The following is a 13,893-nucleotide window of genomic DNA, read 5'->3' on the forward strand; positions in this document are numbered from 1 at the left end:
TGCTCCTACGGCGCGGTCAGCGCGGGGTCGGCGAGGGCGATCAGCTCGTCCGCCTGCTCCACGAACCACGCGCCGGCCGGCGGGTCGACCATGCCCCGCTCCGGGTCGAGCGGTCCGCCAGTGCCCCGGTAGCACTGCCCGTCCGACTCGCCGGGCACCTTGATCCACAGGTAGGCGTCGATCAGCGGGTCCGCGACGTCCAGGGTCGGCCGCTCGCCGAGACCGCGCCCGGGCGGGTTGCACCAGTCCTCCGGGTCGGCGTAGGTGTTCGACGACGTCGCCGGGTCCCACGGTCCCTGACCGTTGCGCGAGGTGTCGATCACGAAGTGGGTGCTCGGCTCGGTGTCACCGAGTGCCGCCGCGTAGCGGGAGTCGATCCCGATGGTGTTCTGCTCGAGCGGGACCTCGTCGAGCGGGCCGGACGACCACTCGGTGAAGGGTGTCAGCTCGGCGCCGGCCCAGTCGGTGGCCGGACCGCCGTTCCAGTACTGGTTGCCGCAGTCGCCCGGCGCGGCACCCAGCTCGGTGACCATCGTGAGGCACGAGCTGATCCACCGCCCGTACGCCTCGAGGTTGGTCGTGTACTGGTAGTTCGAGGCGTTGAGGTAGAACCCGTCGGCGCGCTCCACGCCGGCCTGCAGGAGCCGGTCGGTGTTGTCCCCGACGTTGAGCCACCCGCTGTGCCCGGCGTCGAGGTAGACGCGCGTGCCGGGGAGCTCGCCGAGGGCGTCCACGGCGTAGTTCAGCATCGCGAACCGTTCGGCCGCGGCCGTGGCGGGATCGGCCTCCGCGGGCTGGCACCACTCCTGCGTGCCCTCGAAGGTCGTGTACCAGGGGATGATGCCGAGCCCGTCCGGCTCGAGGACGACGACGGCCTGCTTGTTGCCGATGCCACGGGCGAAGCCGTCGATCCAGGCCTCGTACTCGGCGACGGAGGTGGCACCGCCGGCGGAGTACTGGGCGCAGTCGCGGAACGGCAGGTTGTAGGCGACGAGCACCGGCACCTGGCGGGCCGCGTGCGCGTGGACCACCACCTTCTTGACGTCCTGCTTCACCGACCGCGGCGACCCCGCGGTGAACCAGGTGGCGGTGGGGATCTCGGCGAGGAGCTCGGCGTCGGCCAGGGCGTCGCCGGTGAGCCCCAGCTCGGCGATGTGGCCCCGCGTCGAGCTGTGCGGGTCGACCCACAGCTCCGGGTCGGCGGGGCGCGGCGGGTGCGCGCCGGCCGGGCCGGCCCCGACCAGGGCGGTGAGGCAGAGGGCGGCTGCTGCCGTGGCAGCGGCCAGGCGTACGCGGTGGGACATGGAGATCTCCTTCGATCCGATGTCGGTCCGAGCCGGCATGGAAGCGCTACCACACCGGGCGACAGGGTCCACCATCTCGTGTGATCCCCATCACGTCAATGCCGGTTGCCCGGACGAACCGAGCCGGAGGGCACAGGAATCCCGGGCTTCGGCCCGATCGTGACGGTATCGTGACGAACCATTGCCTGGAGCATGATTCAAAGACGAGGTGCCGCCCCTACGATGGCTGCCATGATCTTCAAATCCGTGGGCGATGGGCGTCCGTACCCCGACCACGGGCGCGAGAGCACCAACGACTGGTCGGACGTCCCGCCGCGCCAGGTCCGTCTGGACGAGCTCGTGACCACCAAGCGCACGCTCGACCTCGACGCCCTCCTCGCCGACGACTCGACGTTCTTCGGCGACCTCTTCGCCCACGTGGTGGAGTACCAAGGCACCCTGTACCTCGAGGACGGCCTGCACCGCGCCGTCCGGGCGGCGCTCCAGCAGCGACCGATCCTCCACGCTCGCGTCCTCGCCGTGGGATGACCACTCCCGGACCCGGAATCTCAGGTAGTTTCTTCGCGTGACGTCACCAGCCCAGGACCCGGCGAGGGTCGCCCGCCGCCGGCGCAAGCACGAGCGCCAGGCGGTCGTCTTCGGGCTCATCATCGCCTTCCTCGTGGTCCTCGGTCTCGGCGCGCTCGCCATCTACACCGACACCATCGACTCGCCGATCGCGGAGCCGATCTTCACCCCGAGCGCCGACGTGACGAACATGGCACCGGCGTGCCTGCCAGAGGACGAGGACTCCCCCGACGGGGTCCTGCCGATGCGGTACGACAAGGTCGGTGTGCGGGTCTTCAACGCCGCCGACCCGCGGTTCGCCCTCGCCGGAGCGGCCGAGGAGGTCCTGTCGGACCGCGGGTTCGACGTCCGCGACACGGGCGACTTCCCGGACCTGGTCGAGGGGCCCTCCGAGATCCGCTACGGCGCGGAGGGCATCGTGCAGGCCTACACCCTGGCCGCGCAGTTCGCGGACGTCGAGCTGGTCATGGACGACCGGGGCGGCAAGGTCGTCGACCTCCTCATCGGCGTCGGCTGGTCCGAGCCGCTGCCCGCCGAGGAGATCCCCCTCGCCGCCGACGAGCCGCTCGAGAACATGCCGGGTTGCGTCCCTGCGTCCGAGCTCGACCCGGTCGAGCGCGAGTACGGGCGCGGCCGGGCCCCCGACGAGGCCTGAGCGCGACGAGGCCCGAACCGCGGCGAGGCCGAAGCCCGCGCCGCTACGCCGCGCGCGCGAGCAGCCAGGCCAGCAGCCGCGACCGCGTCGACCCGTCGTCGATCCGCTCGTCCGGCAGGTCCCGGGCGACGTCGAGCGCCGACGCCGCGTCCTGCGGCCCGAGGAGCGCGGCGTACATCAGGAGCTGGTCGCCGAACAGGACGTCCCAGGTCGCGGGGTCCGCCCAGAGGTCGTCCGTGCCCAAGGCCTCCTCGAGGTTGGCCCGCACACGGGCCGGGTCCTCGCCGAGATAGGTCGAGACCTCGGTCACGGGCAGCACCACGATGCCGAGCGCGGCGCTCGGCTCGGCCGAGAACCACGTGGCTCGTTCCCGCTTGCCGTCCCACACGAGCGACGTCACGGACGCCTCCAGCCCCGCGGCCGCCGGGTCCGTGGTGTCGAAGTCCGTCCAGTAGGCGCGGGCCGACGCCGCCTCGAGCGCGAGCATCCAGCGCGCCTGCTCGCCCATCCCGGCGTCGTCCAGCCCGGCCGCCTCGCGGGCCGCGGCCCACAACGCCAGCCCGTGCCACGCCGCGACCGCCTCGGACGCCGACTCCTGGTTGTTCCCGTCGGCAAAGGGAGACTGTCCGGACGCCCACGAGTGCCCCATGACGACGTCCAGCACGCGCAGTCCGGGCACGGGGGCGCCGTCACTCACCGGCACGTCGGCACCGGCCGCGACGTCGGCCGCGAGCAGGTCCAGCACCGGCGCCAGGTCCGCGGCCAGCGCGCCGTCGTCCGCCGCCAGGACGCCCGCCGCGTACAGGAAGTAGCCGTAGTGGAAGTGGTGGTCGTTGCCCTCCTCGGAACCGAACGAGGTCGCCTGCCCGACGACGGTGCGCAGGGTCGGTTCCCACGTGAAGCACCGCTCGGGCCGGTCGGCGCAGCCGTCCGGCTCCGTCCAGGTGCGCAGGTCGGCCACGACGCTCGCCCGCAGGTCCGCGGCCACGCCGTCGAGCCCGAGGTCGCGCGCGAGCACCCACAGGTCGGCGTCGCGGGCCAGCCCCTTGCCGCCGAAGTACGTGTCCGCCGGCCGCACCTCGGCCAGCACCGTCGCGGCGTCGGCCCGCACCTGCTCGGCGAGCTCGTCGCGCGCGGCTCCGTCGAGGCCCGAGACGTCGGGGCCGGCCGCGGGCTCGCGTGCCGGCGAGCGCCAGGCCGACGTGGTGGCGAGGCACGTCTCGACGGTCCCCCGCACCGTGGCGTAGGTGCCCAGCCCGCAGGTGGTCTCAGCGTCGCCCGTGCTGTCCGGCCCGGCCACGGCGTCCTGCTGGTGCGGCCAGCGCACGACGACGGCGGGGCCCCCGCCGGCGGTCTCGTACGTCACCGACGTGGTCACCTGCTCGGCGCCGGTCTCGTAGCCGACCACGGTGCCGCGGACCGGGTCGCGCACCGCCTCGACGAGGTCCGCGAGCGCCCCCAGCTGCTCGCCCGCGTCGGGGGCGACGAGCCAGGACACCGAGGCGCCCTCGTCCAGGGCCAGGGTGGTGCCGGTCCCGTCCAGGGCGGCCGCCACGTCCAGGTCGCCCGCGCCGACGAGCACGTGCGCGCGGCCGTCCACGTCCGCGGCGGCGACGTCGTCGGGCAGGCCGTCCCCGCCGGCGGCGAACGGGACGCCGAGCCCGAGCTGCTGGTCGCCCGCCGCCGTGTACCGCAGCACCGGTGAGCCGCGGGTGAGGTGCAGGGTGCCGAGCACCCTCGCGTCGCCCGCCACCAGGTCGACGCTCACCGTCGCGGCGTCGTAGTCCGTGACGATCCCCGTGACCGGCTCGCGCAGGTCCATCTGCACCTGCGGGTCGTACGGCCCCGCCAGCACGGCGCCCTCCGCCCGCGCGGTGGGCAGCCCGTACGCGAACCCGGACGCCGTCAGGCCGACGGCGAGCGGCAGCGGGAACACCGGCTGCGGCGCCTCGCCGAACACCAGGCCGGAGAACCACCGGTTGGTCGGGGGTGCCAGCCCGTCGGCGAGGCGCATCGGTACCTCGCCGCGGTCCACCGCCGGCAGCACCGTCGGGTCCACCGCCGGCGGCGCGGCGCTCGCCACGCCGGTGCCGGACGACGGCGCCGCGGCCGGTGCGGACACCGGTGCGGACGCCGCCGTGCACCCGGAGGCCACCAGGCCCGCCGCGACGCAGACCGCGAGCGCGACGCCGCGGCGGGTCACAGCCCGATCCTCTGCAGGAACCGCTGGAAGGCGAGGTCGACGCCCGAGAACGGGCCGTCGTCGTGCAGCTCGACGCTCGCGACCACGGGCGTGCCGGGCTGCACCAGCCCGGCACCCGCCTGCTGCGAGAGCGTGGTGCTGCCGACCACGATCGTCGCCTCCGCACGGTTGCGCGTGTTGCTCACGGCGATCGAGGAGACCTCGCCCGGGACCTCGCTCTGGTCCGGCAGCGTGATGCGCACGTACGCACCGGGTCGGACCCGCGCGAAGTCGGCGGGGTCGAGCAGCAGCCGGGCGTCGACGGCGGTCGACCCGTCCCGGTACAGCGTGGCCACCACCTCCCCCGACTGCACGAAGCCGCCCGGGGTGCCCGCGATCTCCGAGACCACGCCGTCGACGGGCGCCACGACCGTCATCTCGCCGTCGCCGCTGACCTCGTAGGAGGCCGCCTTGCGGGAGACGACGCCGACGGCGAGGTCGTGCGCCAGCAGCAGGCTGCGCATCGTGAACAACGGGTCGCCCTGGGCGACCTCGTCCCCCGGCTCCACGTGCGCCGACACGACGGTCCCGGCGTAGTCGGCCCCGACGGCGACCTCCTCCGCCACGATCGTCGCCTGCGCCGACGTGGCCTGGCTCATCCGGCGGTTGAGGACCAGGGTCAGGGTGGCGCACAGCGCGAGCACGACGACGACGCCGACCGCCAGCTTCAGGCGCGTGGCCCACGTCATGCGGCACCGCCCGCGACGACGGCCCGGTGCTCGCGCACGGCCGTGAGCAGGAACCCGCCCAGGATGACGGTGTTCGTGACGTTCCAGGCCACGGACAGGTTCGGCAGCAGGTCGTCGCGGTACTGCCACACCCCGACCACGGAGGTCACCAGGAGGAACACGAAGCACAGCGTCTGCGGGACGATCACCTCGAACGGACTCGTCCCACGGCCTACCCGGCCGGTGACCGCCCAGGCCTGCTGCTTGCCCGTCAGGGCGTTCCAGAACGCCTTGACGTAGATGGGCCAGGACACCGCGGCGAGCAGCAGCACCTCCCAGCGGAACGAGCCGAGGGTAAAGAACGCGATCGCGATCTGCAGGCCGTAGAAGCCCAGGTAGTACAGGGCCCAGGTGCCCACCGACACGTCGAGGCGCATCGGCGCCAGGCCGAGGTAGATCTGCAGCGGCGGCACGAGCAGGAGCAGCAGCGGCGCGATCCCCGACAGGTAGTGCGTCGAGGTCACGAAGTACTGCAGGCGCTGGTCCAGGGTGAGGTTGCGCCGCGGCGACAGCGGGTTGTGCTGGAGCAGGATCTCGAACCCGCCCGTCGCCCAGCGCAGCTGCTGCTTGGCGTAGGCCACGATGGTCTCCGGCGTGTCCCCCACGGCCAGGGTCTGCGGGATGTACACCGACCGCCACCCCCGCTCGTGCAGGTGCAGCGACGTCCAGACGTCCTCCGACTTCGAGTCGGTGCACATGCCGCCGATGTCGTCCACGGCCGCGCGGCGGAACACCACGTTGGTCCCCACGCAGAACGCCGCGTTGAACCGGTTGCGGCCCGGCTGGACGAACCGGTAGAAGACCGCCTGCATGTAGCCGGCGCCCCGCGAGATGAGGGAGTTCATGTTGCCGTACGTCTGCGGCGACTGGACGAACGCGACGTCGTCGCGCACGAAGAACGGCACCGTCTCGACCAGCAGCTCGGGGCGCGGCACGAAGTCCGCGTCGAGGATGACGAACAGGTCGCCCTTGGCGATGCTCAGCGCGTGGTTGACGTTGCCGGCCTTCTGCCCGCCGCTGGACAGGCGCCGGATGTACCGGGCCCCCAGCGTGGCGGCGAGGTCGCGCACCCCGTCCGAGCGGCCGTCGTCGAGCACCCACGTGCGGTGCTCGCCGTGGACGGCGACGGCGGCCCGGACGGTCCGGGCGATCGTGTCGAGGTCCTCGCCGCAGGTCGTGACGAAGACGTCGACGGTGACGGGACGGTCGTGCAGGAACAGGCGCCAGCGGGTCGGGTCGTCGGTGGCGCGGTCCCGCAGCACCTCGGGCGCGTCGAAGAGCCGTTCGCGCGCCTGGTGGTAGGCGAAGTCGCGGGGGTCGTAGCCGGAGGAGAGCACGGTCCACATCGCCAGCAGCGCGAGCGCCAGCAGGATGGACTCGGCGACGATCACCAGCGTGTAGGGCAGCCAGTCGCCGCGGTGGTCCGGGTCGAGCAGGAACACGGCGTAGGCGACCGCCCCGATCGTCGCCAGCATCATCACGAGCATGAGCGACGGCGAGTGGGCGGCGGCGTTCGCGTCGCGACGCCGGGCGGCGGACTGCGGGTCGCCCGGGACGGTGGTGCCGGCCGCGGGCTGCGCCGGTCCGACCGGAGGCGGTAGCTCCGGCGCACGGGGGTGGAGGGTGGAGGTCATCGGGCGGTCCCCTTCGCGAAGCACGGCGGTGGGTCGAGCATGGTGTCGGTACTGCGCGGATTGCCCCCTGACGACAAGAGGTGGATCCCCCTCGTCGGGGAACCCACCTCGTCGTCCGCTCGTCACGCTAGGACCGGTGCCGACGACCTGTCACGGGTGAAAGCGCTCGCTCCGCAGATCTCCACCGACCGGCAACACGGCCGTTCGCGGCCCGCAACGCGCCGTTCTCATTCCCGCGGCTCCGGTGCCGTGCCGCCCGCGTCAGCTGGCCAGGTTGTCGAGCCACGAGGAGCGCAGGCGCAGCGCCCGCTCCACGCTGCCGAGGACGGCCGCGAGCCCCACGGCGACGCCGCCCCACACCGGGAGGTCGACGGGCGACTCGAAGACGCCGACGGACTCCGCGATCAGCGGGATCTGCGAGATCGGCTCGATGATCGCCGGGATGGCCACGCACAGCCCGACGAGCACGGCCACCGTCGACAACGCTCCGACGACCCGGCTCGCCCGCGGGTGGTCACGTGCCAGTCGCGCGCGCCGACCCTCGGCCGACCGGGGGTCGGGGGCCAGCAGCCGCTCCGCGCCGTCGGCGGTGACGAAGTGGCAGCGCTTCATGCCGAAGGCGCTCGTGGCGACCTCGATCACGCCGCCCGGCACCGGGAACCGGGCGGGCAGCCTGGACACGAGGTGGAGCGCCCCGTCGACGTAGAGGCGCGCGCGCACCTCGCCGTCGGACCCGTCGCCCAGGTGGCGGACGTCCACCGCGTAGGAGGACGTCCCTCCGGCCGGCGCCCCGGCCGGGGCCGGGAGGTCGAGGGCGAAGAGCGAGCGGGACAGCACGTGCCACCACCGGTAACGCGGCAGCGGTCGTCCGTCGCCGGGCTTGACCCGCTTGGTCAGTTGTCGGTCGCGCCAGCGCTTGATCATGCGAGGGCCTCCCTCGAGCGCGCTCTATCACGCTGTACTAGTGGATGAGCCGCTACGCTATCACGGTGTACTAGTCGAGGGTGGAACGGGGGAACGATGGCGACGTCGGACAACGACGGGCACAGCACGCGCGACAAGATCCTCATCGCGGCGGCGACCATGATCGGCGAGGACCCGACGGCGCGGCTCTCCGTCCGTGCGGTCGCGGCGCGGGCCGGGGTGAGCACCGGCTCGCTGCGGCACTTCTTCCCGACGCAGCAGAACCTGCTCGACACCGTCGTCGCCGGGATGTACGACGTCGCGTTCCCGGGTGACCCCCTCCGCGACCGCGACCGGCCCGCGGTCGACCGTCTCGTCGCCTGCCTGCAGCAGATCCTCGCCCTGTTCGGGACCGGCGACAAGGCCCGGGCGGTGTGGCGGTCCACCTTCCAGGCCTATGTAGCAACGCAGCCGTCGGACGGCGCGGTCGCGACCTACCTGGCCCTCGAGCGCGACGGACGACGACGCATCGAGCAGTGGCTGGCCGTCCTCACCGACGAGGGCGCGATCCCGGCCGGGGACGACGACCGGCGCGCACGGTTCCTGGGCACCGTGGTCAACGGGCTCGCGATCGAGCGTGCGCTGCCGGCCGACGGCCCGCGGCTCGCCTTCGAGGAGGACACCCTGCGGAGGGCCGTCCTCGGCGTCGTCCACGACGACGCCCCGGACCCGGCCGGGTAGAAAGGGCTCCCGTCCCCGGTCAGAGCTGCGGGGCGACCTCGCGGGCGATGAGGTCCAGGTGGTCCAGGTCCTGCTGGTCCAGGACCTGCAGGTACACGCGCTCGACGCCCTGGTCGCGCAGCGACGCGAGCCGGTCCACCGCCTCCGTCACGGTGCCGGCGATGCCGTGCTCGCGCAGCTCGGCCGGCTCCCGGCCGATGGCCGCCGCGCGGCGGGTGAACTCGGCCTCGTCGGCGCCCACGGCGAGCACCAGCGCCACCGACTGCGTCAACGACTCCGGCGAGCGGCCGGCCGCGGTCAGCGCCTGGTTGATCACGCCGATGCGTGGACCGATCGTGTCGAGCTCCGGGAACGCCTGGTTGTACTCGGAGGCGAACCGGGCGGCGAGCGCCGGGGTCCGCCGCGGGCCACCGCCGCCCACGATCACCGGGATCTGCTCCTGCGTCGGCTTCGGCAGCGCCGGGGAGTCCGTCAGGGTGTAGTGCGTGCCGGAGAAGTCGAACGTCTCGCCGACCGGCGTGCCCCACAGCCCGGTGAGGATCTCGAGCTGTTCCTCGAGCATCCCGAACCGCTTGTCCGGGAACGGGATGCCGTAGGCCGCGTGCTCGGCGCCGAACCAGCCGGTGCCCAGACCGAGCTCGACCCGGCCGCCGGACATCTGGTCCACCTGGGCGACCTGGATCGCCAGCACGCCGGGGTGGCGGAACGTCGCGGAGGACACGAGCGTCCCCAGCCGCACCGTCGTCGTCTCCCGGGCGATGCCCGCGAGCGTGGTCCACGAGTCGGTGGGGCCCGGCAGGCCGTCACCACCCATCGCCAGGTAGTGGTCGGAACGGAAGAACGCGCTGAACCCGAGCCGCTCGGTCGCCTGGGCGACGGCGAGCTGGGTGTCGTACGAGGCGCCCTGCTGGGGCTCGGTGAAGATGCGCAGGTCGAGAGTCATGCGGTCGGTGGTCTCCTCAGTCGTGCACGGGGCGCTCGGTGCGCGACCGCTTGAGCTCGAAGAAGTGCGGGTTGTCGGCGAGCGTGACGGCGGCGTCGAACAGCCGGGCCGCGTCGTCCCCGCGCGGCACCCGGGTCAGGACCGGGCCGAAGAAGGCGACGCCGTCGACGTGGATCGTCGGGGTGCCGACCTCGTCGCCGACGGGGTCCATGCCGGCGTGGTGCGAGGCGTCCAACGCCTCGTCGTACGCGTCGGAGGTGGCGGCGTCGGCCAGCTCGGCGGGCAGGCCGGCCTCCGCGAGCGACTCGCGGATGACGACGTCGACGTCCTTGACGCCCTGGTCGTGCCAGCGCGTGCCGAACGCCGTGTAGTAGGCGGACAGCGCCTCGGGGCCGTGCTCCGTCTGGACGGCCGCGGCGACGCGGCCCTGCCCACGGCCGGCCTCGACGCGCTCGCGGTAGTCGGCGGGGATGTCCTTGTCGCGGTTGAGCAGGTAGAGGCTCATCAGGCGGAAGGTCAGCTCGACGTCGCGGTGCTGGGCGACCTCGAGGGCCCAGCGGGAGGTCACCCAGGCGAAGGGGCAGGTGGGATCGATGTAGACGTCGACGACGGGAGCGGTGGTGTCGGTGGAAGTCACGTCCAGCACCCTACTCTCGGGCCCGAACCGGTTCGAGCGCTCGCCCGGCCGATACGCTCGGGGCGTGCTCCAGACTCTGCGAGACATCCGCTGGGCCAGCGTCCTGACCGTCGTGGTCGCCGGTGCCTTCACCCTGGTCACGCTCGGCGCCGCGCTGCGCGGGCGGGTGTGGGCCTGGGTCCCGTTCGCGCTCTCGGCCGCGATCCTCGTGCGGGAGATCCGCTACCTGCAGCGCGCCCGACGTCGTCCCGCGGGTTTCGACGAGCCGGACCGGCGCGCGGGGCGCGAGTAGCGCTGCTACCTCGACGCCGGCGCTGCTACCTCGGCGAGAGCGGTACTACCTCGGGGCGTTCGGCACTACCTCGGCGGGAGTCGCACTACCTCGGGCCGGGGCGAGGCCGCGGGCCACGCCCGCCCGCGCCAGCCGGCCGGCGAGGAACAGGCCCAGCCACGTGCACGCCAGGAAGCTGCCCAGCATCAGCACCATGAACGTGACCAGGACGGCCGGGGCCATCGACCCCATGTCGAACGCCACCCAGCCCGAGGCGATGTACGCCGCGCCGAACACGAGCGCGTCGACGTAGTACAGCCACGGCCGCCAGACCCGGTAGCGGGTCACCAGGAACGCCAGCTCGACGGCGGCGCCCGCCATCAGGCAGGTGACGATCGAGTACACGCCCACCGGCGAGGCGGACGAGACGACCCCGGCCACGAACGTGGTCAGGACCGCCGCCCCCGGCCGGCGCAGCAGCGCCAGGGCCAGCACCGGCCCGATGATCCACAGGCCCACCATCGGCGCGTAGGCCATGGGCGCCGCGGCGGCGAGCGGCGCACTGACGAAGTTGGCCGGGATGAGCAGCACCCCCAGGGCGGCGCCGATGGCGGCGCACGTCATGAGGTAGCGGGTGGTGACGGACGTCATGGGGACTCCAAGCAGGTGGGTCAGGCGGGGGTGAGGGTCGCGGCCAGGACGGCGCACGCCGCGCCCCCGGCCCAGAACGAGAGGAGCAGCACGACGTCGCGCGCCCCGAACGGGACGACGGTGCGCTCGGTGCGGGTGGGGTGGGCACCGAACCCGCGGGCGTCCATCGACAGGGAGACCCGCTCGGCGTGGCGGATCCCGCCGGCGAGCAGCGGCACCACGTACCCGGCCCGCCGGCGCACGGCCACCACCGGACCCCGGCCGGGAGCGACGCCCCGCACCCGGTGGGCGCCGCGGATGACCTCGAGCTCGTGGCCGAACCGAGGCACGAACCGCAGCGCGGCGAGCGCCGCGTACCCGACGCGGTAGGGCAGGTGGAGCTGCTGGGTCATGGCCCGCACGACGTCGGCGCCCGACGTCGTGAGGCCGCCGAGCAGGACGAGCATCATCAGCGCCACGGTGCGCACCGCCGTCGCCAGCCCGGTCGCCAGGGCGCCGGACCGCACCTCGAACCCGCCGACGGTGGCGAGCACCGTCGTGTCCGCCACGAGCGCGGGGTCGGTGAGCAGGCCGAACGAGAACGTCATGACGACGGTCAGGGCCGCTGCTCCCCCGGCGATCGCGGCGAGCACCCGCGGGCTCTGCCGCCCCGCGACGGCGAGCACCGCGAACGCGCCGAGCGCGACCAGGGCGGGGGTCAGCACGTCGCGGGTGGTCACGACGTAGACCATGACGGGGACCGGCCCGAGGACCTTGACCAGCGGGTTGTACGTGCGCAGGTCGCCCAGGCCGTTCACGCGTCCGCCCCCGCCAGGTGCACCGCGGGCAGACGCGCCGCGGGCAGGTCGGCCAGCCGCGTCACGGCGTGCCACGCCGGGTCGCGCAGCGCCCCGGTGGCGCGGGCGAGCGGCGGCGTGCGCAGGCGGGCGGCAGCCAGCACGGCGTCGTCCCGCAGCACGACGCCGGGGCTCCCGTCCGCCACGACACGCCCGCCGGCCAGGGCCACCACGCGCGTGGCGTGCTCGGCGACCAGCTGCATGTCGTGGCTGACGACCACCACGGTGGTGCCGTCGTCGTGCAGGGTGGTGAGCAGGTCGAGGAGCTCGACGGCGCGCTCGCGGTCCTGGCCGTACGTGGGTTCGTCGAGGACGAGCACGTCGGGGCGGCAGACGATCGCCGTGCCGACGGACAGGCGGCGCTTCTGCCCGCCGGAGAGCCAGAACGGGTGGCGGTCGCGCAGGGCGCCCAGCCCGAACCGGTCCAGGACGTCGTCCACCCGCGCCGCGACCTCGCCGTCGGGCACCCCGCGCAGCCGCAGGCCGTGGGCGAGCTCGTCGTCGACGCGGCCGGTGACGAACTGGTGCTCCGGGTTCTGGAAGACGAAGCCGACGGCGGCGGTGAGGTCGCGGACGTCCGCCCGCCACGGGTCGAGCCCGCCCACGCGCACGGACCCGGCGACGGCGCGGCGCCGGGGCCGCAGCACGCCCGCGACGAGCTGGGCGAGGGTCGTCTTGCCCGCACCGTTGGCGCCGACCAGCGCGAGCAGGTCCCCGCGGGCGACGTCCAGGCTCACGTCGTCGAGCACGGTGCGTCCACCGCGGCGGACGGTGAGGTGGTCGACGCTGATGACGGCGTCCCGGCGGTCCACCGGCGGCACGTCCGGCTCCTGCACCGCCACGGGGGCCGGGAGGCTGACGGCGTCGAGGGCGCCGGTCAGCTCGGCCGGGGTGAGCGGCAGCGGGTCGATCGGCACGCCCGCCACGCGCAACCGCAGCGCGGCGAGGGTGGTGGTGGGCAGCCAGACCCCGAGCTCGGCGAGCTCCTCGGCCCGGCCGGCGAGGACCTCGCGGACCGGACCGCTGGTGGCGACGCGGCCGGCGCCGTCGAGGACCACGACGCGGTCGGCGGCCTCGACGGCGGCGTCCAGGTCGTGCTCGACGAGCAGCACGCCCCGCTCGCCCGACGCCGTGACCGACCGCAGCGTGGCGTAGAACTGCTCGACGCCGTCGGGGTCGAGGTTCGCGGTGGGCTCGTCGAGGACGAGCAGCCGGGCGCCCACCGCGAGGGCGCAGGCGAGCGCGAGGCGTTGGCGGCCGCCGCCGGAGAGCAGGGCCGGGTCGTCGCCGCGGCGCTCCCACAGGCCGACCTGGCGCAGCGCGTCCTCGGCACGGGCGAGCACCTCGGCGGGCGGGCGGCACAGGTTCTCGGGCGCGAAGCAGACCTCGTCGAGCACGGAGCCGGTGACCACCTGCGCGTCCGGGTCCTGGAAGACCATGGCGACGTCGGCGGCGAGCAGCGGCGGGCGGGTGCCGGCGACGTCGTGCCCGCCCGCGGTGACCGTGCCGGTGACGTCGGCGTCCACCACGTGCGGGACCAGACCGTTGGTCGCCAGCGCCAGCGTGGACTTGCCGCACCCCGACGGACCGAGCAGCAGCACGACCTCGCCCGGCCGCACGACGAGGTCGACACCGTCGGGTGCCGGGTCGCCGAGCCGGTGGCCGCCGTCGTCGAGCGGCAGGTGGTGCCGCACGCGCAGGCCGCGCAGCTCCAGGAGGGGTGAGGCCACCGGGTCAGGATAGGCAAACCTCACCCCTCCTGGCGAGGGGCGTCCGACGAC

The 13,893-nt window shown here is 74.0% G+C and carries 14 protein-coding genes; 4 read left to right on the forward strand and 10 right to left on the reverse strand.

What is annotated here, in order from left to right; all coding sequences use genetic code 11:
• Positions 1-5 precede the first annotated feature (5 nt).
• Positions 6-1,304: a glycoside hydrolase family 6 protein gene (locus tag MWU57_RS05310; RefSeq protein WP_106266369.1), complete on the reverse strand. Its 1,299-nt coding sequence runs from the start codon at positions 1,302-1,304 to the stop codon at positions 6-8.
• A 231-nt stretch (positions 1,305-1,535) separates the two neighbouring features.
• Here MWU57_RS05310 and MWU57_RS05315 point away from each other — a divergent pair, with 231 nt between their 5' ends.
• Both MWU57_RS05315 and MWU57_RS18350 read left to right on the forward strand, forming a co-directional pair.
• Positions 1,536-1,832 (forward strand): type II toxin-antitoxin system VapB family antitoxin, encoded by a 297-nt coding sequence (locus tag MWU57_RS05315; RefSeq protein ID WP_106266371.1) that lies wholly within the window; start codon positions 1,536-1,538, stop codon positions 1,830-1,832.
• A 37-nt stretch (positions 1,833-1,869) separates the two neighbouring features.
• Positions 1,870-2,526 carry a LytR C-terminal domain-containing protein gene (locus MWU57_RS18350; protein ID WP_106266373.1) on the forward strand — a complete coding sequence of 219 codons (657 nt, stop codon included), beginning with the start codon at positions 1,870-1,872 and terminating at the stop codon, positions 2,524-2,526.
• 43 nt (positions 2,527-2,569) lie between these two features.
• Here MWU57_RS18350 and MWU57_RS05325 read toward each other — a convergent pair whose 3' ends face one another.
• The 4 genes from MWU57_RS05325 to MWU57_RS05340 all read right to left on the reverse strand — a co-directional run bounded on the left by MWU57_RS05325 (position 2,570) and on the right by MWU57_RS05340 (position 8,054).
• Entirely contained in the window at positions 2,570-4,729 is a 2,160-nt protein-coding gene (locus tag MWU57_RS05325; RefSeq protein WP_246907763.1) for a glycosyl hydrolase, read from the reverse strand.
• Positions 4,726-5,457, reverse strand: coding sequence for an HlyD family secretion protein (locus tag MWU57_RS05330; protein WP_246907765.1), 732 nt, complete (start codon positions 5,455-5,457; stop codon positions 4,726-4,728). The genes MWU57_RS05325 and MWU57_RS05330 overlap by 4 nt, the downstream gene beginning before the upstream one ends.
• Positions 5,454-7,130 carry a glycosyltransferase gene (locus MWU57_RS05335; RefSeq protein WP_106266379.1) on the reverse strand — a complete coding sequence of 559 codons (1,677 nt, stop codon included), beginning with the start codon at positions 7,128-7,130 and terminating at the stop codon, positions 5,454-5,456. The genes MWU57_RS05330 and MWU57_RS05335 overlap by 4 nt, the downstream gene beginning before the upstream one ends.
• A 261-nt stretch (positions 7,131-7,391) precedes the next feature.
• Positions 7,392-8,054 carry a hypothetical protein gene (locus tag MWU57_RS05340; RefSeq protein WP_106266381.1) on the reverse strand — a complete coding sequence of 221 codons (663 nt, stop codon included), beginning with the start codon at positions 8,052-8,054 and terminating at the stop codon, positions 7,392-7,394.
• A gap of 96 nt (positions 8,055-8,150) precedes the next feature.
• On the opposite strand from MWU57_RS05340, the gene MWU57_RS05345 reads away from it, so the two are divergent.
• The gene (locus MWU57_RS05345) at positions 8,151-8,774 is read left to right on the forward strand and encodes a TetR/AcrR family transcriptional regulator (protein WP_246907766.1); all 624 of its coding nucleotides are present in this window, start codon (positions 8,151-8,153) and stop codon (positions 8,772-8,774) included.
• A gap of 19 nt (positions 8,775-8,793) precedes the next feature.
• On the opposite strand, the gene MWU57_RS05350 is transcribed toward MWU57_RS05345, so the two are convergent.
• Entirely contained in the window at positions 8,794-9,717 is a 924-nt protein-coding gene (locus tag MWU57_RS05350; protein ID WP_246907768.1) for an LLM class F420-dependent oxidoreductase, read from the reverse strand.
• A gap of 16 nt (positions 9,718-9,733) precedes the next feature.
• The gene (locus MWU57_RS05355; RefSeq protein ID WP_246907770.1) at positions 9,734-10,354 is read right to left on the reverse strand and encodes a DsbA family protein; all 621 of its coding nucleotides are present in this window, start codon (positions 10,352-10,354) and stop codon (positions 9,734-9,736) included.
• 64 nt (positions 10,355-10,418) lie between these two features.
• Here MWU57_RS05355 and MWU57_RS05360 point away from each other — a divergent pair, with 64 nt between their 5' ends.
• The gene (locus MWU57_RS05360) at positions 10,419-10,646 is read left to right on the forward strand and encodes a hypothetical protein (RefSeq protein ID WP_246907772.1); all 228 of its coding nucleotides are present in this window, start codon (positions 10,419-10,421) and stop codon (positions 10,644-10,646) included.
• 45 nt (positions 10,647-10,691) lie between these two features.
• Here MWU57_RS05360 and MWU57_RS05365 read toward each other — a convergent pair whose 3' ends face one another.
• From MWU57_RS05365 to MWU57_RS05375, 3 genes are read right to left on the reverse strand one after another with little or no spacing between them, the layout of a single operon-like run.
• The gene (locus tag MWU57_RS05365) at positions 10,692-11,276 is read right to left on the reverse strand and encodes an ECF transporter S component (protein WP_246907774.1); all 585 of its coding nucleotides are present in this window, start codon (positions 11,274-11,276) and stop codon (positions 10,692-10,694) included.
• Between the two features lie 20 nt (positions 11,277-11,296).
• The gene (locus MWU57_RS05370) at positions 11,297-12,073 is read right to left on the reverse strand and encodes an energy-coupling factor transporter transmembrane protein EcfT (protein ID WP_246907775.1); all 777 of its coding nucleotides are present in this window, start codon (positions 12,071-12,073) and stop codon (positions 11,297-11,299) included.
• Complete coding sequence (locus MWU57_RS05375) at positions 12,070-13,842, reverse strand: ABC transporter ATP-binding protein (protein ID WP_246907777.1); 1,773 nt, start codon at positions 13,840-13,842, stop codon at positions 12,070-12,072. The genes MWU57_RS05370 and MWU57_RS05375 overlap by 4 nt, the downstream gene beginning before the upstream one ends.
• Between the last annotated feature and the right edge of the window lie 51 nt (positions 13,843-13,893).

The organism is Isoptericola sp. S6320L (assembly GCF_023015685.1).
In the GTDB taxonomy this organism is placed as follows: domain Bacteria; phylum Actinomycetota; class Actinomycetes; order Actinomycetales; family Cellulomonadaceae; genus Isoptericola; species Isoptericola halotolerans_A.

Excerpts from the sequence above, each read along its gene's own strand:
- MWU57_RS05330 (WP_246907765.1), bottom strand. The coding sequence starts at position 5,457 with ATGACGTGGGCCACGCGCCTGAAGCTGGCGGTCGGCGTCGTCGTCGTG.
- MWU57_RS05350 (WP_246907768.1), bottom strand. The coding sequence starts at position 9,717 with ATGACTCTCGACCTGCGCATCTTCACCGAGCCCCAGCAGGGCGCCTCG.
- MWU57_RS05310 (WP_106266369.1), bottom strand. The coding sequence starts at position 1,304 with ATGTCCCACCGCGTACGCCTGGCCGCTGCCACGGCAGCAGCCGCCCTC.
- MWU57_RS05340 (WP_106266381.1), bottom strand. The coding sequence starts at position 8,054 with ATGATCAAGCGCTGGCGCGACCGACAACTGACCAAGCGGGTCAAGCCC.
- MWU57_RS05315 (WP_106266371.1), top strand. The coding sequence starts at position 1,536 with ATGATCTTCAAATCCGTGGGCGATGGGCGTCCGTACCCCGACCACGGG.
- MWU57_RS05345 (WP_246907766.1), top strand. The coding sequence starts at position 8,151 with ATGGCGACGTCGGACAACGACGGGCACAGCACGCGCGACAAGATCCTC.
- MWU57_RS05365 (WP_246907774.1), bottom strand. The coding sequence starts at position 11,276 with ATGACGTCCGTCACCACCCGCTACCTCATGACGTGCGCCGCCATCGGC.
- MWU57_RS05335 (WP_106266379.1), bottom strand. The coding sequence starts at position 7,130 with ATGACCTCCACCCTCCACCCCCGTGCGCCGGAGCTACCGCCTCCGGTC.